This is a genomic window from Flavihumibacter cheonanensis (assembly GCF_022352215.1).
GTDB classification, from domain to species: domain Bacteria; phylum Bacteroidota; class Bacteroidia; order Chitinophagales; family Chitinophagaceae; genus Flavihumibacter; species Flavihumibacter cheonanensis.
Genome location: NZ_JAKRWF010000002.1, coordinates 16,595 through 35,812, shown reverse-complemented (window position 1 = coordinate 35,812; position 19,218 = coordinate 16,595). Strand labels below are relative to the sequence as shown.

Genomic DNA, 19,218 nt, shown 5'->3' with positions numbered 1-19,218 from the left:
GCTCAATAGCATAATCATGACTAAATCAGCCTGGATCAGACGCTTTCGCGAAATCGGTCTTACAGATGTACCCAGCGTGGGCGGAAAAAATGCCTCCCTTGGTGAAATGATCTCCCGCCTTGCTTCCTTTGGCATCCCGGTTCCTGACGGCTTTGCTACAACTGCCCTTGCATTTGAAGATTTTCTTAGCCAGAACAGCTTGCACCTGCCGTTGCGTGAACTCATCCAACAACTGGATCATGTTCAGTACAGCAATCTGCGTGAAATCGGAGCTGCCGCCCGCAAGTTATTGATGGAGGCAGAACTGCCCATTCACCTAAAGAAAGCTGTACTGGAGGCCTATAAAGAACTTGGAAAGGAAGTACCAATTGCTGTTGCTGTAAGAAGCAGTGCCACTGCTGAAGATTTACCCGAAGCTAGTTTTGCTGGTCAGCACGAATCCTATCTGAATATCCGGGGAGAAGAAGCCCTGCTGCAGGCAGTGAAAAAATGCTTCGCCTCTCTGTATACGGACCGTGCTATCAAATACCGGGAAGATCATGGTTTTCAACACGAGAAAGTGGCTTTATCAGTTGGGGTGCAGATAATGGTGCGATCCGATATCTCCTGCTCAGGTGTGCTGTTTACATTGGAACCTGAATCCGGCTTCCGGGATATTATTCATATTTCCGGTGTATGGGGACTAGGAGAAAATATTGTGCAGGGTACTGTTACGCCGGATGAATTCATGGTGTTCAAATCTACATTGGGTAAAGCAAAGCAGCCTATTCTGCAAAAACGGCTCGGCGAAAAAGAGCAAACCATGATCTATGGCGATACTGCTGAATCGCCTGTACGTAACCTTCCAACTTCACCTGAAAAGCGAAGCGTTTTTGTTCTTTCAGATGAGGAGATTATTCAACTTGCCAACTGGTCCAGGATTATTGAAGACCACTATGCCAAACCCATGGATATTGAATGGGCAAAAGATGGCTTGCAAAATCAGCTCTATATCATACAGGCCCGGCCAGAAACAGTTCATTCCCGCGCGAATCCATTGTTGCAGAAAGAATATAAAATTGAGAAGGCAGGCGTCAGGTTACTGACATCCGGCCAGGCGATTGGATCTGCAGTTGCCATGGGTACTGCCAGGTTGCTGAAGAGCACAGCTGAAGCTGATAAACTACAGCCCGGTGAGATCATTGTCACCGATCTTACCAGTCCCGATTGGGACCCCATTCTAAAAAAATCCGGCGCGATTATTACCAATAAAGGTGGACGTACCAGTCACGCTTCCATTGTTGCCCGCGAATTAGGTGTGCCGGCAATTGTAGGTTGCGAAAATGCAACAGAGCAGATTCAGGATGGACAGCCCATCACGGTATCTTGTTGTGAAGGAAAAACGGGGAAGGTTTATGAAGGCTTGCTGAAACTGGAAACCATTGAGCATGATTTCAGTACGATCAGTAAGCCCGAAAATACCGGTATCATGCTCATCACCGGTGATCCGGAAAAAGCCTTCCAGTTATCTTTTTATCCTAATGATGGAGTGGGATTGATGCGTATGGAATTCATCATCACACATGCCATCAAAGTTCATCCGATGGCATTGGTGCAGTTTGATGAACTTGCAGCAGACGCGGCAGACAAGCAGGCCATCGCAACACTTACTAAAGGATATGCGGATAAGAAGGAATATTTTATTGACAAACTTTCACAGGGTATTGCTACCATCGCAGCAGCTTTTTATCCTAAGCCGGTGATTCTTAGGATGAGTGATTTCAAATCGAATGAATATGCCAACCTGCTGGGCGGTGCTGCATTTGAACCCAAAGAAGAAAACCCGATGATCGGTTTCAGAGGCGCCTCCCGGTATTATCATGAAAAGTATAGAGAAGGATTCCGACTGGAATGTGAAGCCGTTAAACGGGTGAGAGCGGAAATGGGTCTCAGGAATGTTAAAGTCATGATCCCCTTCTGCCGCACAGTTGAAGAAGCAGCAAAAGTGGTAGAACAAATGAAACAATTTGGATTGGAAAGAGGGGCAAACGGACTTGAATTGTACATGATGGTGGAGATCCCTAGCAATGTTTTGCTGGCAAAAGAATTTGCCCGCTATTTTGATGGTTTTTCTATCGGTTCCAATGACCTTACTCAGCTTACACTGGGAGTGGATCGTGATTCTGCCCTGGTGAGTCCTCTCTTTAATGAACAGAACCCTGCCGCCCGGGAAATGATCCGCCTGGCAATAGCATATGCACATGAAGCAGGCCGGCCAATTGGTTTATGCGGACAAGCACCCAGCGATGATCCTTCCTTTGCCCGCTTTCTTGTAGATGCAGGTATAGATACCATCTCCTTTAATCCGGATGCGCTGCTGAAAGGCGTGGAAAATGTGAAACGTGAGACGTGAGAAGGGAGAAGGGAGGAAAGGAAGAAAGGATAAGGGAGGAATGGCCCTTCTTCCATTCCTCCTTCTTCCTTTTCTCCCATCCTCCAAAATGTTAATTTTCCCTTTCTACTATTTTTCCCACAATTACTGCAAAATCTTCGCCCCCTGTTACGATTGCAAATCCATACATTTGCATCCTTCAATGAATGTTAATCATGGATTGGAAACAGTTTGAGAAAGTGTCAAAGGCAATGGGTGATCAGAACCGCCTCCGAATCCTCGAAGCAATTTCAAAGAAAAAAGGTGTTTTGGAATGTGCTGCTATTGTCCAGAAACTGGACCTGGCGCAGCCTTCCATCAGTCATCACATCAAAACCCTGGTTGAAGCTGGGTTGATCGAACCAGAAAAATCCGGTCGTAATTACACGTACATCCTGAACACTGAGCTGCTTGATAAGTATATCAAAAAGCTGAAGACGATTGCCGGCTAAAAAAGCCAACGTAGAAGCGAAACAAATCAAAAGATGAGAACAAAGTTACTCTTGTCCGCACTCCTGATCGGGTGGTTACAGGGCAATGGACAGGCTGTTCCTGACAGTTTACCAAAACAACTGGACCTGGAACAGGCTATTGCATTTTCCCTTAAGAACCAGCCTCTGGTGCAGCAATCAGAAATCGATGAGAAAATTACAGCAGCCAATATCCGGAACCGGTTGGCCGACTGGTATCCGCAGGTAAATTTCAATTACAACCTGCAACACAACTTCGTAGTACAAACCAATATCATTGGTGGCAACCCGGTGAAACTCGGTGTAGACAATGTTTCTGCTTTGCAGTTTACGATGTCGCAAACCCTCTTCAACCGCGATGTACTACTGGCCCGCAGAACCCGTACGGATGTATTGCAACAGTCCCTGCAAACTACCAAACAACGTAAGATTGATATAGTAGTCGCAGTTTCAAAAGCTTATTACGATGTACTGGCTACCACGCAACAGGTGAAAGTGGCAGATGAAAATATTCGTCGGATTGAACGCAGCCTGCAGGATGCCAAATACCAGTACGATGCCGGGGTAGCTGACAAAACAGATTTCAAACGTGCTACCATCGCGCTCAACAATGCCAAAGCTTCCAAAGTTGCCAATGAAGAAATACTGAAAGCAAAACAGGAATACCTCAAATCACTAATGGGCTATCCGGTAGAAGCACCCATCGATCTGGTATATGATAGCGCGGCATTGGAACAATCCATCACAGCACCGGCTGATGAAAATCCGGAACTGAATAACCGGATCGAATACCAGTTGCTGACTACACAGATCAAGTTGCAGGAAGCCAATCTCAAATACAATAAGTGGGCCTACCTGCCGAATGTGTCGCTGAATGGCGCCTATAACCTGAACTACCTGAACAATGAATTTTCAAAACTCTACAATGTAAACTATCCTGCTTCCTTTGCAGCTATCACACTGGGCTTTCCAATTTTCCAGGGAGGTAAAAGAAAATCTGCCATCGATGCGGCAGAATGGCAACTGGAGCGCACTAAATTGGATTTACTGAGTTTGAAAAACTCAGTAAATGCGGCCTACTCACAGGCAATAGCAACCTACAAGAGTACCTATACCAATTACCTCGCCCTGAAAGAAAACCTGGATCTCGCGAGGGAAGTATATGATGTGATTCAGTTGCAATACCGGAATGGTATTAAAACCTACCTGGAAGTGATCAACGCGGAAACAGATCTGCGTACCGCTACCATCAATTATTATACAGCATTATATAATGTACTGGCCAGTAAAGTGGACGTACAAAAAGAACTCGGACAATTTAACTATTAATCAACTGGTATGAGAAGCATTTTATATACAGCCTTTATCGGATCCATTCTTTTAGCAGCCTGTGGTCAACAACAGCAACAGGCAGGTCCCATGGCTCCAGCAGCAACGAATGTAACACTGGAAGCTGTAAAGCCGGGCAACCCACTATATTACGATGAATTTCCTGCTACCTTAACTGCCCTTAACCAGGTGGAATTACGTGCACAGGTGAGTGGTTTTGTTACCGGGATTCATTTTAAAGATGGCCAACGTGTACGCAAAGGCCAACTGCTCTATAGCATCGATGCACAACTTTACAATGCCAACTACCAGCAGGCAGTAGCCAATCTGAATGTACAGGAAGCTAACCTTGCCCGCGCTCAGAAAGATGCAGACCGGTATCATGAACTGCAGAAGAATGATGCGGTAGCCCGCCAGCTCGTGGACAATGCAGATGCAGCCCTGGAAGTAGCTAAAAAACAGGTGGATGCTGCCAAAGCATCCATTGCTGCCGCGCAAACCAGTGTGCGTTATACACGTATCACAGCTCCATTTGACGGATTGATTGGAATATCCCTGGTTAAACCAGGTGCACCTGTTACAGCCGGACAAACCATTCTCAATACAGTTTCAACAACCGGAGAAATCGCAGTTGATTTCAACCTGGATCAATCACAGATTTATCGCTTTAGTCAATTGTTAAACACAGCACCCAAAGATTCCATTTTCCGTCTTGCTTTTGGCAGCGATGAATATCCTGCCCCTGGTAAACTCGTGCTGCTGGATCGGGCCGTGGATGCACAAACCGGAACCATCAAGGCAAGAGTAGTTTTCCCAAATAAAGAAGAACGCCTTCGCGCTGGCATGAATGGAACGCTTAAAGTGAAGAATGCTTCCGGCGAGCAGGCTTTGTTGATACCATATAAAGCGGTTGTAGAGCAACTGGGTGAATTCTTCGTTTACAAAAAAACCGATAGCAGTACAGTAACTCAACAAAAAATTGTGCTGGGTAAACCTATTGGTTCAGATATCATTATTCAATCCGGACTGCAGGCGGGGGATTCCATTGTAACACAGGGAGTGCAAAACCTGCGGGAAGGTGCCAGGATAGTTTCTGCGCCACCGGCAGCACCTGCTCCAGCCAAACAATAATTCCGATTCATCAGAAGAAGTTAGAATAGCATGATAGCAGATATTTTTATTAAAAGGCCCGTAACAGCCATTGTAGTATCCATTGTAATTGTACTGGTGGGTATTATTTCGCTGATCAATTTACCGGTTGCCCAATACCCCGATATTACTCCTCCTACTGTTTCTGTTACCGGTAACTTTATAGGTGCCGATGCACAAACAGTAGAGCAAACTACCACTACTGCCATTGAAACACAGATCAATGGAACTCCTGGTATGACCTATATGACCAGTAATAGTACGGCAAGCGGACAAAGCAGTATCACGGTCAATTTTGAAGTAGGTACCAATATTGATATCGCCACCCTCGATGTCCAAAACAGGGTGAGTGTAGCAGAACCTACTTTACCGGATGCGGTAAAGCGCTTAGGACTTACTGTTAGAAAGAGAAATCCGAGTGTGATGATGGTACTCGGATTCTATTCTCCGAATGGATCACATGACGCGACCTTCATCGGGAACTATGTGAACCTCTATGTGAAAGATGCGATTACCCGTGTAAAAGGAGTAGGTGATGTATTCACCCGTGCAGATGACTTCTCCATGCGCATATGGCTCAATCCGGAGAAACTGGCAGCCCTGAATATGACGCCGGCCGAAGTGAACCAGGCACTGCAGGAGCAAAACCTGCAGGTGGCAGCTGGTACAGTTGGTGGTAATCCGCAGCCAGGTTCCCAGGCATTTGAATATACCATCCTTACCAACAGTCGCCTTACCACGCAGGAGCAATTCGAGAATATCATTGTAAGAACCCGCCCTGCCGATGGTTCTATTGTATACCTGAAAGATGTAGCTCGCGTGGAATTGGGAAAATTCGATTATGGTATTAACGCCTTTGTGGAAGATGGAAAACCGGCTGCCTTCCTGCTGATCTACCAGGCCCCGGGAGCCAATGCGCTGGACACGTATAAAGGCATCCAGAAAGCCCTGGATAACCTGCGCTCTACCTTTCCGAAAGACATTGATTATGTTGTTCCTCTGGAAACCGTTTCCGTGGTGGAGGAATCAATCAGTGAAGTATTACATACACTAGTGGAGGCACTTATACTTGTGGTATTGGTAGTGTTTCTCTTCCTGCAAAGCTGGAGAGCTACTTTCATTCCCTTGCTCGCGATTCCCGTATCACTGATTGGTACCTTTATTTTCTTTGGTCCGCTTGGCTTTACGATCAATACCCTCACGCTCTTTGCCTTTGTATTAGCCATCGGTATCGTGGTGGATGATGCTATTGTAGTGGTGGAAGCTGTGCAGCATAATATAGACCATGAGAAAATGTCGCCAAAGGAAGCAACGCAGAAGGCGATGAAGGAAATATCCGGACCTGTTATTGCGATTGCATTAATCCTTGCTGCGGTATTCATTCCGGTTGGATTCATTCCCGGAATTGTAGGACGCTTGTATCAGCAGTTCGCGATTACCATTGCAGTATCTGTACTGATATCCGCTTTTGTAGCACTTTCGCTTACTCCCGCACTCTGTACCCTCATGTTGCGGCCCTCTAAAGACGCGGATGCGAAGAAAAATATACTGGAAAAGTTTTTCTTCAACTTCAACAACTGGTTTAATAAAGTAACCCGTGGTTATGCGAAATCAGTAGGTGGTTGGATTCGCCGTACACCCTGGGTATTGGGTATGATGATCGCCTTGTTTGTCGGACTCTTTCTGTTATTCAAAGCCAAACCAACTGGTTTCATTCCCACGGAAGATGAAGGTCGCGTACTCGTTACCTATGAAATGCCCGAAGCAACTTCTACTACCCGTAGCGTTGAAATGAATAATGAACTGATCAAACGCATCTCTGCTATTCCTGAAACCCGTGTGGTGGGTGGATTAGCTGGCTTGAACATCATCAGTTTTTCTAATAAATCCAATGCTGGTACCGTATTTGTAAACCTGAAATCCTGGGATCTCAGAAAGGACAAGGGGCAACATGCGATGGATGTTATGAATAAGATCAGGGCTGCAACAGCAGATATCAAAGAAGCAAGAATCCTGGTAATTGCACCACCTGCCATTCCCGGACTGGGTTCTACTTCCGGGTTCTCCTTTGAATTGCAGCAATCCGGTGGAGCTGATGATGTGAAGCGTTTTGAACAGGTGGTCAATGAGTTTGTAGGTAAACTGAACCAACGACCAGAAATCGCTATGGCATACACTTTCTTCAATGCGAGAACCCCTTCCTATAAACTGGATGTGGATCGCGAACAGGCTAAAAAACTGGGTGTGCAGGTATCTGAAGTGTATAGCACACTGTCCAATTTCCTGGGAAGCAGTTATATCAATGACTTTAATATATACGGCAGAAACTTCCGGGTGGTAAGCCAGGCCGATAGCAATTACAGAAGTTCGCTGGCCGGAGTTGAGAAGTTTTATGTCCGCAACAGTATGGGTAATATGATACCACTGGGTTCTCTGATCAAAACACAGGTTATTGAAACACCTGCGGTGATCAACCACTTTAATATCTTCCGGTCTGCACAGATCAATGGTTCTGCGAAACCAGGATATAGTAGTGGTCAGGCTATTCAAGCCCTGCAGGAAGTGGCTGCTACCCTGCCCGCCGGATATACCTATGAGTTCTCCGGATTAACAAGAGAAGAAGTGGCAGCAGGCAGTCAGCAAACCATCATCTTCGTGATATCAGTTGTGTTTGTATTCCTCTTCCTGGCAGCCTTGTATGAGAGCTGGTCGGTTCCCTTCTCGGTGTTGTTTGCAGTTCCGATCGGCGCATTTGGCTCCATTCTGACCCTTACTTTAATACCCTCATTGTCAAACAATATCTATGCGCAGATTGGTTTGATCACACTGATTGGATTGGCTGCCAAAAACGCCATCCTGATTGTTGAATTTGCTAAAGAGCGGGTAGATAAAGGAATCGATATTGTGTATGCAACCCTGCAGGCAGTTCAGCTTCGTTTGCGCCCCATCGTTATGACCTCCCTGGCCTTTATCCTGGGAGTATTGCCACTGGCATTTGCAACCGGTGCGGCTGCAGAATCACGCCGGACCATTGGCTGGACAGTATTCGGTGGTATGATCGCGGCCACTACTCTTGCCATCTTTGTAGTACCGGTATTGTATGTATTGATCACCAAATTGGCCTATGGAAAAAAGCTGAAAGAAATCAAAGCCCAAAAAGACCTGGAAAGCCAGATCGATCAGCATATCGTAGAAAGCAGAAACTAATGGAAGTAAGAATTATGAGTTATGAATTATGAATTGAGCATGGATCTACATATCCAATTCATAATTCATAACTCTCACTTCATAATTCTTCCTGATTTTTCTCATCCATACACCTGATGCAAATCACCCCGTTCTGTAACTAAGCACACAAATCCTCCTATAGAAGATGGTCAAATTTGAAGTACTAAAATTGACCATCATGAAAATTGAACAGATTTATACCGGATGCCTGGCAGAAGCAGCCTATTATATTGAGAGTGAAGGAGAAGCCCTGATCATTGATCCCCTGCGGGAAACCAAGCCCTATATCGAGCGGGCCGCAACAAACAATGCCAAAATCAAGTACATCCTGGAAACCCATTTCCATGCTGATTTTGTAAGTGGTCACCTCGACCTGGCTGCCAAAACCGGTGCTACCATTGTTTTTGGTCCCACAGCTGCACCCGGCTATCCAGCACATATTGCTAAAGACGGTGAAATCCTGTCTCTTGGCAAGGTAAAAATCAAAGTACTTCATACACCTGGACATACCATGGAATCTACCACTTATCTGCTCATAGATGAAGCAGGTAAGGAAGTAGCCATTTTTACCGGCGATACCCTCTTTATTGGTGATGTGGGTCGCCCTGACCTGGTGCAGAAAGTGAAAAAAGAAATTACGCCTGAGTTTCTGGCCGGACAATTATTTGATTCGCTTCGTAATAAGATTATGACCCTTCCGGATGAAATTATTGTTTATCCTGGTCACGGTGCAGGAAGCGCCTGCGGTAAGAACATGAGTAAAGAAACTACCGACACCCTGGGCAACCAAAAGAAATTCAACTATGCGCTTAGGGCGGATATGACAAGAGAAGAATTTATAAAAGAAGTTACAGAAGGATTGGTTGCTCCTCCACAATATTTCCCACACAATGTAATTATGAATGTGACAGGTGGATTAAACAGCATCGACCAGATCATTCGCAGAGGAACTTCTGCACTGGAGCCTAAGGATTTTCAATTGGTTTGGGAAACAGAAGAAGCACTGGTAATTGATGCCCGTAGCAAGGATGAGTTTCCGAAGGACTACCTGCCAGGTGCCATCTTCATCGGACTGGATGACAATTTCGCTCCCTGGGTAGGAACCCTGGTTACCGATCTGAAACAACCGATCCTGCTGATTACAGATCAAGGTAAGGAAGAAGAAGCTGTTGTTCGACTAGCTCGTGTAGGATATGATAATACATTGGGTTATCTGAAAGGAGGCGTACAGGCCTGGATCCAAGCCGGACTCCCAACTGAGCAGATGGATGAAATAGAAGCACCGGAATTTGCAGAACTCTATAAAAAGAATCCTGAGATCAAAGTGCTGGATGTACGTCGCGAAGCTGAATACAATAGTCAGCATATTGAAGGCACGATCAACTTCCCGCTCGACTTCATCAACTCGAATATGAGTATGCTGGATAAAAACAGCACCTATTATATCCATTGCGCAGGTGGTTATCGCTCTATGATCACTGCTTCCATTCTGAAAGCAAGAGGATATGAGAACCTGATCAATATTAGAGGAGGATTTGCTGCTTTGGCTACAACATCTCTTCCCAAAACAAACTACGAAGCACCCAAGACAATGTTATAGGTTGGTTTTCTGGCAGTTGGTTATAAAGCCGCTCTGTTCCTCCGGTCGGTCGGAAACAGGCGGCTTTTTTATGTGATATAAGTCACGCAGGCAATGTGACTACCATCACCGAAAAAGGATTTTCAATAGCTCAAATTTGTATTCTAAAATCAAGGATATGGAAATCATCGGATACATTGCTTCACTGGTAATTGGAATCTCACTCGGACTGATTGGTGGTGGTGGTTCCATTCTTACAGTACCGGTGCTGGTTTACCTGTTCAGAGTACAACCGGTTGTTGCAACCGCATACTCTCTTTTCATAGTAGGTTCAACCAGCCTGGTAGGAAGTTTCCCCAAATACAAGGGCAATGAAATTAACCTTAAGACAGCCCTGATCTTTGGTCTTCCTTCCATCGCTGCAGTATATGCAACACGCGCATTCATTGTGCCGGCTATCCCGGATGAATTGTTCACCATCGGATCCATCGTATTTACGAAATCACTCCTGATGATGTTGCTCTTCGCAGTGCTAATGGTGTTTGCTTCCGTATCAATGATTCGAAGCAAAAAAGAAGTAGTTACGGAAGATGAAAATGCTGTACAAAAATTCAATTATCCGGTTATTTTACTCGAAGGTGTTGTCGTAGGTATATTAACCGGACTCGTTGGTGCAGGCGGTGGATTTTTAATCATTCCCGCACTGGTACTGCTCAGTAAGTTGCCTATGAAACAGGCAGTTGGCACCTCGCTGTTAATCATCGCTGCAAAATCATTGATCGGATTCACCGGTGATTTGAAAAATGCTTCAATGGACTGGAGCCTGTTGCTGAGTGTAACCGGACTTGCTATCATCGGAATTTTTATCGGGAACAAGCTGAGTAAAAAAGTATCTGCAGAAGGATTGAAAAAAGGCTTCGGCTGGTTCGTCCTGGTAATGGGTATCTATATCATTGTAAAAGAATTGTTCCTCAGTTAATCAAACACTAAACTTTTAAATAATACAACTATGTTTTTCCAACACATTTACGACAAATCTCTTGCACAGGCCAGTTATTTCATTGGCTGTCAGAAAGCAGGTGTTGCCGCTGTGATTGATCCTAAACGCGATATCGATACCTATCTTGAAATCGCTAAACAACAGAATATGAAAATCACACATATTCTGGAAACCCATATTCACGCCGACTTCCTCTCTGGCTCCCGAGAACTCGCTGCTGTAACCGGCGGTAAACTATATCTCTCTGCTGAAGGTGGAGAAGGATGGGAATATGAATTTCCGCATGTGGGTGTGAAAGATGGTGATGTGCTGATGGTGGGCAATCTCAAACTGGAAGTGATGCACACGCCCGGTCATACACCCGAAAGCATCAGCTTTGTTTTAACGGATACACCTGCAAGCGATGAGCCTGTAATGATTTTCACCGGCGACTTTGTATTTGTTGGTGATATCGGTCGCCCTGACCTGCTCGAAAAAGCAGCTGGTGTCAAAGGAACACAGGATAAAGGAGCACATCAGATGTATGAATCACTTCGCAAGTTCAGTGCCCTTGCTGATTTCGTTCAGGTATGGCCCGGCCATGGAGCAGGATCTGCGTGTGGTAAAGCGCTGGGTGCAGTTCCCAGTTCCACTGTTGGGTATGAAAAAGCAAGAAACTGGGCATTCCGCTATAAAGAAAATGAAAAAGGATTCGTGGACTTCCTGCTCACTGATCAGCCTGAGCCACCGAAGTATTTCGCGATGATGAAAAAACTCAATAAAGTGGATCGCCCACTGTTGACGGAAGTGCCCAAATTAAAAAAGCTGGATCCAACCGCAGCAAAAGATGCGTTGAAGAAAGGTATCATGATCATCGATACCCGCAATAAAACTGATTTTGCCAAAGGATTTATTCCCGGCACGATCAATATACAGGGGAACAATTCCTTCAGCACCTGGGCAGGATGGTATCTCAATTATGAAGAACCCTTTATCCTTGTAGCAGAAGAAGCACAGCTGGATGATCTGACTCGTAAACTGATGCGCATCGGTTTGGATAATATACTGGGATATATTTCCGTGGAGGATATCGAAAAAGTTGCTGATGGCAAACTCGATACCGTGAAGCTGGTGGAGTATGATGAATTCAAAAAAATTGTGGATGCAGGTACTGCCGAGATCATTGATCTGAGAGGTGCGACTGAATACAATTCAAATCATATTCCGGGTGCCAAACATGTATTTGTGGGTACGCTGCCACAGCACCTGAATCAGATTCCAAAAGATAAAGAAGTGGTGATTCATTGCCAGGGTGGTGATCGTGCATCTATTGGTTACTCCCTGCTTGCAAAACATGGATTCACCAACGTACGCAATTTCTCAGCGGGCATGAACCGCTGGGTTCAGAACTAAAACTACCCGTCGGGTAACCGACGGGTAAAAAATCTTGCAACGAATGAACTTGCTGAAAAAACACTGGTTTCCGGCTCTGTTGGTACTATTGGTAGTGGTTGTTGTTGCATATCAACTGGGAAGCAGCGATAAGGCTGGTGAGAAAGTTATGCCTGTCCGCTCTGGTGAAAACCTGGGCTGGCAGGCTCCCAGTTTATACCTCGACAATGAACTGGAGGGTGAAGCACGTGACATGGTGATCTATGGTGAAGAACTCATCGCTCATACATCCAAATACCTTGGCCCCAAAGGAACTGTTGCTCAAATTTCCAATGGGCTGAATTGCCAGAACTGTCACCTGGATGCCGGTACCCGAAACTGGGGCAATAATTATGGTGCCGTTTCATCTACCTATCCCAAATTCCGCGATCGTAGCGGAGGCCTTGAAACCATTCCGAAAAGAGTAAATGATTGTTTTGAAAGAAGCCTGAATGGGGAAGCACTCGATACTACCAGCAAAGAAATGCAGGCGATAGTTGCCTATATTAACTGGCTTGGAAAAGATGTAGCGAAAGGAGAAAAACCCAAAGGTTCAGGAATCAGGGAACTGACTTACCTTGAGCGTGCAGCTGATCCTGTAAAAGGAAAAATCATTTACCAGGCGCAATGTCAATCCTGTCATGGTGCAAATGGGGAAGGCATGATGGCGTTGGATGGCAGCGAATATTCCTATCCTCCTCTATGGGGTGAACATAGTTATAATTCGGGAGCTGGCTTGTATCGTTTATCAAGGTTTGCAGGTTATATCAAAGACAATATGCCCTTCAACCAGGCCACGCACAAATTACCGACCCTTACTGATGAAGAAGCCTGGGATGTAGCAGCTTATGTTAACTCGCAGCCCCGGCCAAAAAAAGATTTGAGTGGGGATTGGCCAGATATCTCCAAAAAGCCGGTGGATCATCCTTTTGGTCCATTTGCAGATGGCTTCTCAGAACAACAACATAAATTCGGACCCTACGGTCCAATTGTTGCAGCCCGTAAAGCACAAGCCGCTAACAAGAAATAATCATAAATATCCGATTGCCATGCCTGGTTCCATTCATTCAAATTGCTCCTGTCATTCCTGCCAGCAGGAAACCGTTCGCGAAGCGGAAAAAAAATTACATGTAGAGATCAGTGAAAACAGTCGCCGTGAATTTCTTAGAAACGCAGGCCGCCTTGGCCTCGGTCTCGGAATTGGTGGCGGATTGCTAACTACTCCTATGGCAGCTTCAGCCCTTACAGGTGAAGACGCTGCACATCAGTTCAAAGAAATTGAAAGAAACAAAGCCTTGCTAACTGGTAAGGCTAACCGCTTTACGATCCTGCACACAGCAGATATCCATGCGCAATTATTGGTGCATGATGAATTCTTTATTGAGAATGGGAAAGTGGTGTATAAAAAAAGGGGCGGAATGGCCACCCTTAAAACCATGATCCGGCAATTGAAAAATGAAAACCCCGCCAGCACATTGGTGATTGATGGGGGTGATTGTTTCCAGGGTAGTGGTGTGGCTGCACTGACAGAAGGAAAAGCCATCGTGCCGTTGATGAATAATATCGGCTATGATATTATGTTGCCAGGTAACTGGGAAGTAGTCTATGGCAAGGAAATGATGATGAAGGATATGTTCGCTTATGATGGTGTAAAAGTTTGCGCGAACATGTTTCACAATACCAACGATGATCTCAATGGTGACCTTATTTTTCCTCCTTATTTCGTTCAGCATATTGGAGGCTTGAAAATTGGATTCATAGGGTATAATGATCCCCTGACACCCAAGCGGCAATCCCCTGCCTATAGTGATGGTATCACCTTTACGCCACCAGAAAAAAATGTGGCTAAATACATTAAACTCCTGAAACAATACGAGCAGTGTGATATGGTCTTTTTATTGACGCATATGGGACTGGCACAGCAAATCGGCTTATCCAATATGGCACAGATAAAAGGAGCGGATTATATTCTGGGTGCCGATACACACGAACGTGTGCGGGAGCCAATTCAGGGCCTGCATGCGAAAGTAACAGAGCCGGGTGCTTTCGGTTCCTTCCTGGCAAAACTGGATATTGTAATTGAAAACGGCGTCATCAAAGACCAGGTCTATCAATTGCTGGATGTGGATCCCGAAAAATATCCGGAGGATCCTGAAATGAAACAATTGATTGATGAAGCCCGGGAACCGTATAAAAAAACATTACACCGGGTGATCGGTAAAACAAAAACACCCCTGGTACGCTACTACGTGATTGAAACGCCGATGGATAACTTCATCACGGATGCCATCATGTGGAAATTCAAACCGGATATCGCACTGAGTAATGGATTTCGTTTTTGTCCGCCGTTGGTACCAGATCCCAAAACAGGTGTTGCTGATATTACGATGGACTATCTCTGGAATATGTTGCCGGTGGATAGCGAGGCTAAAAAAGGGTTTGTCACCGGCGAGCAACTCTGGAACTGGATGGAAAAAGAACTGCAGAATGCCTTTGCAAAAGATCCGGCCAAACGTTTTGGCGGTTGGGTGGTTCGGTTCCAGGGTATGCAGGTCAATTTCACCATTAATAAAGACATGGGCCAACGCGTCAATTGGATCAAGGTTGGAGGCAAACCGCTGGATCGAAATAAGACCTACAGTTTTGTTGCCTGTGAACGCGAAGGTGATCCGGATACTACGATCTGTCGTGTGGAAGGAGTAAAGGAACCCAAACGCCTGGGTGCTACTTTGCACAGTGTAATCCAGGAATACCTGGCTGCCAATTCACCGATTGCTCCAAAGCTGGAAGGCAGGTGTACTGCCACCGATGCACCGAATTCACTCCTTACCCAGTTAATGGGATTTGGTTATGAATTCCGGTAAAACTGGATGAGCGGCGGAACCGGATCAGAATAGTATGCTAGCTTCATATTCATGGAGCAGCATCGCAAATCACTGATTTTTTATTTTGTATTCCTGGCTATCGCAGTCGCAGGAATTATGTACGGTGGTCAGTTAATCAATAACTATCCCAACCTGCGCTTATGGCCCTGGTCAAATATAGCATTATTGTTAATCGGACTTCCATTTGTTTTTCTGCAAAAGCCAGTTGGACTCCCGGCTGTTTGGGATGATCAAATTCCGGTAACAAAAAGAATAGTACAGCCAGTGCTCATTGGTTTGTTGTTTGGTTTGGCAGATTGGTTGCTGATAGAATTTATACTGCGCCAGGAGGCACATAATGGTCTGCCTCCCTATACCCAACCTTTCCCTTATTCAGTGTTTTTGTACAGTTCCGGTGCCTTCGAAATTGAAGTATTTTATCGCCTTGTTCCGGTAACCATCATTTTATTACTCTTCACGAAAATAAAAGAAGGTCGTTACTGGTTGCCGGCTTTCTGGACCATTGCCATTCTTAGTTCTATTCGCGAACCGCTGGAGCAATTACCGGGCGGACCGACCTGGTTTATTGTATATGCCTTTCTATCCGGATTTGCAATGAATTTTCTGCAGGTCTGGTATTACCGAAAAGCAGGATTCAGTGCCTCCCTTTTTCTGCGCCTCGGGCACTACCTGATTTGGCATATCTTCAATGGGTGGCTGATTGAAAACGGGTGGCTTTTCTAATTTTGAATTATTGCATGATGCGCTATTTTCTGTTTCAACTTTTCCTGCTGTTTTCATTTGTCTCTTTTGCGCAATCCAAACCTTTTGTACTGGGTACAATAGAGGAAATCAATTCCAAAGAATTGAATGAAAAGAGGGTCCTGAATATTTATCTGCCTGAAGGTTATAAGCAAAACGATACCACCCACTACCCGGTTATTTATCTACTGGATGGGTCAGCGGATGAGGATTTTATCCATATATCCGGACTTGTACAATTCAATAGTTTCGAATGGGTGAACCGGGTTCCAAAATCGATAGTGGTGGGTATCGCAACAGTTGACAGAAGAAGGGATTACACACAACCAAGCAAGGCGCCCGAAGAACAAAAAGCATTTCCTACCATTGGAGGTTCTGCAAAATTCATAGCTTTTATTGAAAAGGAATTGCAACCCTTTATTCAAAAAAAATTCAGAACCACTTCTTCTAAAACTATCTTAGGGCAGTCATTGGGCGGCTTGCTGGCAACTGAAATACTGCTTACCAAACCCGCCCTGTTTACTAAATATATTATAGTGAGCCCGAGTTTATGGTGGGATAATGCCTCCTTGCTTCAGGGAAAACTTACTAACTGGTCGATCAATGACTCTCTTCAGGTATACATTGCCGTTGGAAAGGAAGGACTCACACCGGGTGCTAATCCAAGAGTTATGGAAGTAGATGCCAATCTGCTGTATGAAAAACTAAAAGCGCTTTCACCGCGTATGCAATGTTATTTTGATTACCTGCCGGATGAAAATCATGCAACCATTTTGCACCAGGCCGTGAACAATGCATTTATCAGGTTGAAATAATCAGGCAGCCTTCCTTTTGGTACCCAAGGTGAGCAATACAATGGTCATTAGTACAAACAACGTACCCAACCAGTCCATGCCACCAAAGGGAACCTTCAGCCAGAGGACCGCAACAGCCGCAGCTGCCAGGGGTTCAACACAACAAAGTAAACTGGCTGTAGGTGCACCTATTATTATAACCGAACGAAGGAAAATATAAAAGGCAATCACGCTTCCGAAAAGAACGATGTATCCGAATGCTAACCAGGTACCTGTGTCCCAAACACCCTGGATCTGCCAGGGTTTGGTAAACAGGGAAAAGAGGATTCCTCCGATCAACATACCCCATCCCGTTACAGTTGCAGCAGAATATTTTCTAAGCAACTGAACAGGTTGAATAGTATAAAATGCCAGCGTAAAAGCGGATAACAATCCCCAGAAAAGCGCTGCCTCCGTAATCACCATTTTGTCCAGGCTTCCATGTGTTACAAGGAGAAAAGTTCCTCCCAGTGCAAGTAACAGGGAGGCATATTCGATCAGCACCGGCCAGCGTCTGTTTTTAATGGCATAAAATGCAACTACAAAGAGGGGACCAATATATTGCAGCACGGTGGCCGTTGCAGCATTCGACAAATGAATGCTGTAGAAATAAGTATACTGTACGGCTACCATTCCTAATATGCTGAAAAGCAACAAGGATAAAGCATCCATTGGATTTTTCCAGATCCTGAATGCATCACTGTCTTTTCTGGTAATAGCAAATACCACCAGGATACTACCGGCTAGCAATAATCTCCAACTTACGAGCCAGCCTGGTTCTATAGCTTTCTGCTCAAATAAATACTGTGCACAGGTTCCGGAAACACCCCAGAAGATAGCTGCAAACAGCGCCATCAGGATGCCGGAAAATTTATTCGTCGCACTCATATAGCAGAGAGTTCTTGTAGAATGGATGCAGCGAGCTCAAAGGATTTCAACCGGTCTTCCAGGTGGAACGCATTTGTTGTTATCATCAGTTCATCTACCTGTGTTAGTACCAGGAATTCCTTTATCTGCTGTTTCACTGTTTCACGCGACCCAATAAAACTGTATTTCAAAAAAGACTGCAAAGCAGGATGTTCCCGCAATGCTGCCAGCTCACTGGTCATTTCACCCGGCGGTTGCAGGTAGTCAATTTGTCCGGACATAACACCTAGGATCATACGCAGATAAGAAGTGGATAATCTTTCCGCTTCCTCCTCCGTTTCTGCAGCAATTACATTTACACAAGCAATAGCATAGGGCTTATTTAATTCTGCTGAAGGCTGAAAGCGCTGGTGATAAATCTTTAATGCTTCCAGCAAATGTGTGCTGGCAAAATGACTGGCAAATACATAGGGCAATCCTTTCTCTGCAGCCAGGTAAGCGCTATCTGTACTGGATCCCAGGATATACATCGGGATTTGAACCCCCTCTGCTACCGCTGCCCTTACTTTGGCACCTGCATTCGCCGGAGAAAAATACTGTTTGATCTGGCTGATCTCCTGCGGAAACTGGAAAACCGATTGCATCCGGTCGGGCCGGATGGCCTGTGCTGTTAGCTGATCTGTACCAGGCGCCCTGCCCAGCCCCATATCAATCCGATTGGGATAGAGTTGACCCAATGTTCCAAATTGTTCAGCTACAAGAAGGGGTGAATGATTAGGTAACATAATCCCGCCAGAGCCTACCCGAATGGTTTTGGTTCCTCCTGCAATATGGCCAATTAGTACTACCGTAGCCGAACTTGCCACACTTACCATATTGTGATGCTCTGCCAGCCAGAACCGGGTATAACCCCATTTTTCTGCCTGCTGAGCAAGGGTGAGACTGTTTCGGAAGGCATCAGCAGGGGTGGAGTCTTTCGCCACCACCGCTAATTCCAATATGGAATAAGGAATTGCTTTCATGACGCGCAAAGATACAACTCCCTTTTTGCGCAAACAGGTCCTAACTGCAACAAGTTTGCAATCATTTATTTCTTACAATCACATGGCTTACTCGCGCAACCCGATTTTCCTGGGTATGCTATTCAGTGTATTCGGTTTGTTTCTGGTACTGCCAAACCTGATCACTTTTTTTGTATCGTGTTGCAGTTATATCGTTATCCAGATTCAGATACGATTAGAGGAAGAGTTTCTTGGCCGTCAGCATGGGGAAGCCTATACGCGGTATAAAGAGCGGGTGAGGCGTTTGATTTGAACT

15 protein-coding genes are annotated in these 19,218 nt (G+C 45.3%); 13 read left to right on the top strand and 2 right to left on the bottom strand.

Translation table 11 applies throughout. The features are described 5' to 3' along the window. Positions 1-16: 16 nt before the first annotated feature. The 12 genes from ppsA to MD536_RS09415 all read left to right on the top strand — a co-directional run bounded on the left by ppsA (position 17) and on the right by MD536_RS09415 (position 17,016). Positions 17-2,392 carry a phosphoenolpyruvate synthase gene (gene ppsA, locus MD536_RS09470; protein ID WP_239598269.1) on the top strand — a complete coding sequence of 792 codons (2,376 nt, stop codon included), beginning with the start codon at positions 17-19 and terminating at the stop codon, positions 2,390-2,392. A 194-nt stretch (positions 2,393-2,586) separates the two neighbouring features. After that, positions 2,587-2,862 carry an ArsR/SmtB family transcription factor gene (locus MD536_RS09465; RefSeq protein WP_234868156.1) on the top strand — a complete coding sequence of 92 codons (276 nt, stop codon included), beginning with the start codon at positions 2,587-2,589 and terminating at the stop codon, positions 2,860-2,862. A 33-nt stretch (positions 2,863-2,895) separates the two neighbouring features. Next, positions 2,896-4,209 carry a TolC family protein gene (locus MD536_RS09460; protein ID WP_239598267.1) on the top strand — a complete coding sequence of 438 codons (1,314 nt, stop codon included), beginning with the start codon at positions 2,896-2,898 and terminating at the stop codon, positions 4,207-4,209. A gap of 9 nt (positions 4,210-4,218) precedes the next feature. Further along, positions 4,219-5,340, top strand: coding sequence for an efflux RND transporter periplasmic adaptor subunit (locus tag MD536_RS09455; protein ID WP_239598266.1), 1,122 nt, complete (start codon positions 4,219-4,221; stop codon positions 5,338-5,340). 30 nt (positions 5,341-5,370) lie between these two features. Beyond that, positions 5,371-8,565, top strand: a complete 3,195-nt coding sequence (locus MD536_RS09450) for an efflux RND transporter permease subunit (RefSeq protein ID WP_239598264.1) — start codon at positions 5,371-5,373, stop codon at positions 8,563-8,565. 199 nt (positions 8,566-8,764) lie between these two features. Then, positions 8,765-10,186: an MBL fold metallo-hydrolase gene (locus MD536_RS09445; RefSeq protein WP_239598262.1), complete on the top strand. Its 1,422-nt coding sequence runs from the start codon at positions 8,765-8,767 to the stop codon at positions 10,184-10,186. A 157-nt stretch (positions 10,187-10,343) separates the two neighbouring features. Beyond that, a complete protein-coding gene (locus MD536_RS09440; RefSeq protein WP_239598255.1) occupies positions 10,344-11,144 on the top strand; it encodes a sulfite exporter TauE/SafE family protein in 801 nt (266 codons plus the stop codon). A 30-nt stretch (positions 11,145-11,174) separates the two neighbouring features. Beyond that, entirely contained in the window at positions 11,175-12,557 is a 1,383-nt protein-coding gene (locus tag MD536_RS09435; RefSeq protein ID WP_239598253.1) for an MBL fold metallo-hydrolase, read from the top strand. Positions 12,558-12,600: 43 nt separating this feature from the next. After that, positions 12,601-13,605, top strand: coding sequence for a c-type cytochrome (locus tag MD536_RS09430; protein WP_239598252.1), 1,005 nt, complete (start codon positions 12,601-12,603; stop codon positions 13,603-13,605). Positions 13,606-13,624: 19 nt separating this feature from the next. Further along, positions 13,625-15,439 (top strand): bifunctional metallophosphatase/5'-nucleotidase, encoded by a 1,815-nt coding sequence (locus tag MD536_RS09425; protein WP_239598250.1) that lies wholly within the window; start codon positions 13,625-13,627, stop codon positions 15,437-15,439. A 51-nt stretch (positions 15,440-15,490) separates the two neighbouring features. Then, on the top strand, positions 15,491-16,183 hold the full coding sequence (locus MD536_RS09420) for a hypothetical protein (protein WP_239598249.1): 693 nt from the start codon (positions 15,491-15,493) through the stop codon (positions 16,181-16,183). A 14-nt stretch (positions 16,184-16,197) separates the two neighbouring features. Further along, positions 16,198-17,016, top strand: coding sequence for an alpha/beta hydrolase (locus tag MD536_RS09415; protein WP_239598246.1), 819 nt, complete (start codon positions 16,198-16,200; stop codon positions 17,014-17,016). Here the strand turns inward: MD536_RS09415 and MD536_RS09410 are convergent, their stop codons facing one another. After that, complete coding sequence (locus MD536_RS09410) at positions 17,017-17,922, bottom strand: DMT family transporter (protein ID WP_239598244.1); 906 nt, start codon at positions 17,920-17,922, stop codon at positions 17,017-17,019. Further along, the gene (locus MD536_RS09405) at positions 17,919-18,923 is read right to left on the bottom strand and encodes an LLM class flavin-dependent oxidoreductase (RefSeq protein WP_239598243.1); all 1,005 of its coding nucleotides are present in this window, start codon (positions 18,921-18,923) and stop codon (positions 17,919-17,921) included. Before MD536_RS09405 ends, MD536_RS09410 begins: the two co-directional genes overlap by 4 nt. Between MD536_RS09405 and MD536_RS09400 the strand changes: the two genes are divergently transcribed. Continuing rightward, positions 18,922-19,215, top strand: coding sequence for a methyltransferase family protein (locus tag MD536_RS09400; protein WP_239598241.1), 294 nt, complete (start codon positions 18,922-18,924; stop codon positions 19,213-19,215). The two genes, MD536_RS09405 and MD536_RS09400, sit on opposite strands and share 2 nt — an antisense overlap. The last annotated feature ends 3 nt before the right edge of the window (positions 19,216-19,218 follow it).

Bases quoted from the DNA above. Each gene is read 5' to 3' on its own strand.
- MD536_RS09435 (WP_239598253.1), top strand. From the start codon at position 11,175: ATGTTTTTCCAACACATTTACGACAAATCTCTTGCACAGGCCAGTTAT.
- MD536_RS09465 (WP_234868156.1), top strand. From the start codon at position 2,587: ATGGATTGGAAACAGTTTGAGAAAGTGTCAAAGGCAATGGGTGATCAG.
- MD536_RS09415 (WP_239598246.1), top strand. From the start codon at position 16,198: ATGATGCGCTATTTTCTGTTTCAACTTTTCCTGCTGTTTTCATTTGTC.
- MD536_RS09455 (WP_239598266.1), top strand. From the start codon at position 4,219: ATGAGAAGCATTTTATATACAGCCTTTATCGGATCCATTCTTTTAGCA.
- ppsA (WP_239598269.1), top strand. From the start codon at position 17: ATGACTAAATCAGCCTGGATCAGACGCTTTCGCGAAATCGGTCTTACA.
- MD536_RS09440 (WP_239598255.1), top strand. From the start codon at position 10,344: ATGGAAATCATCGGATACATTGCTTCACTGGTAATTGGAATCTCACTC.
- MD536_RS09400 (WP_239598241.1), top strand. From the start codon at position 18,922: ATGACGCGCAAAGATACAACTCCCTTTTTGCGCAAACAGGTCCTAACT.
- MD536_RS09460 (WP_239598267.1), top strand. From the start codon at position 2,896: ATGAGAACAAAGTTACTCTTGTCCGCACTCCTGATCGGGTGGTTACAG.
- MD536_RS09430 (WP_239598252.1), top strand. From the start codon at position 12,601: ATGAACTTGCTGAAAAAACACTGGTTTCCGGCTCTGTTGGTACTATTG.
- MD536_RS09425 (WP_239598250.1), top strand. From the start codon at position 13,625: ATGCCTGGTTCCATTCATTCAAATTGCTCCTGTCATTCCTGCCAGCAG.
- MD536_RS09445 (WP_239598262.1), top strand. From the start codon at position 8,765: ATGAAAATTGAACAGATTTATACCGGATGCCTGGCAGAAGCAGCCTAT.
- MD536_RS09410 (WP_239598244.1), bottom strand. From the start codon at position 17,922: ATGAGTGCGACGAATAAATTTTCCGGCATCCTGATGGCGCTGTTTGCA.
- MD536_RS09405 (WP_239598243.1), bottom strand. From the start codon at position 18,923: ATGAAAGCAATTCCTTATTCCATATTGGAATTAGCGGTGGTGGCGAAA.
- MD536_RS09420 (WP_239598249.1), top strand. From the start codon at position 15,491: ATGGAGCAGCATCGCAAATCACTGATTTTTTATTTTGTATTCCTGGCT.
- MD536_RS09450 (WP_239598264.1), top strand. From the start codon at position 5,371: ATGATAGCAGATATTTTTATTAAAAGGCCCGTAACAGCCATTGTAGTA.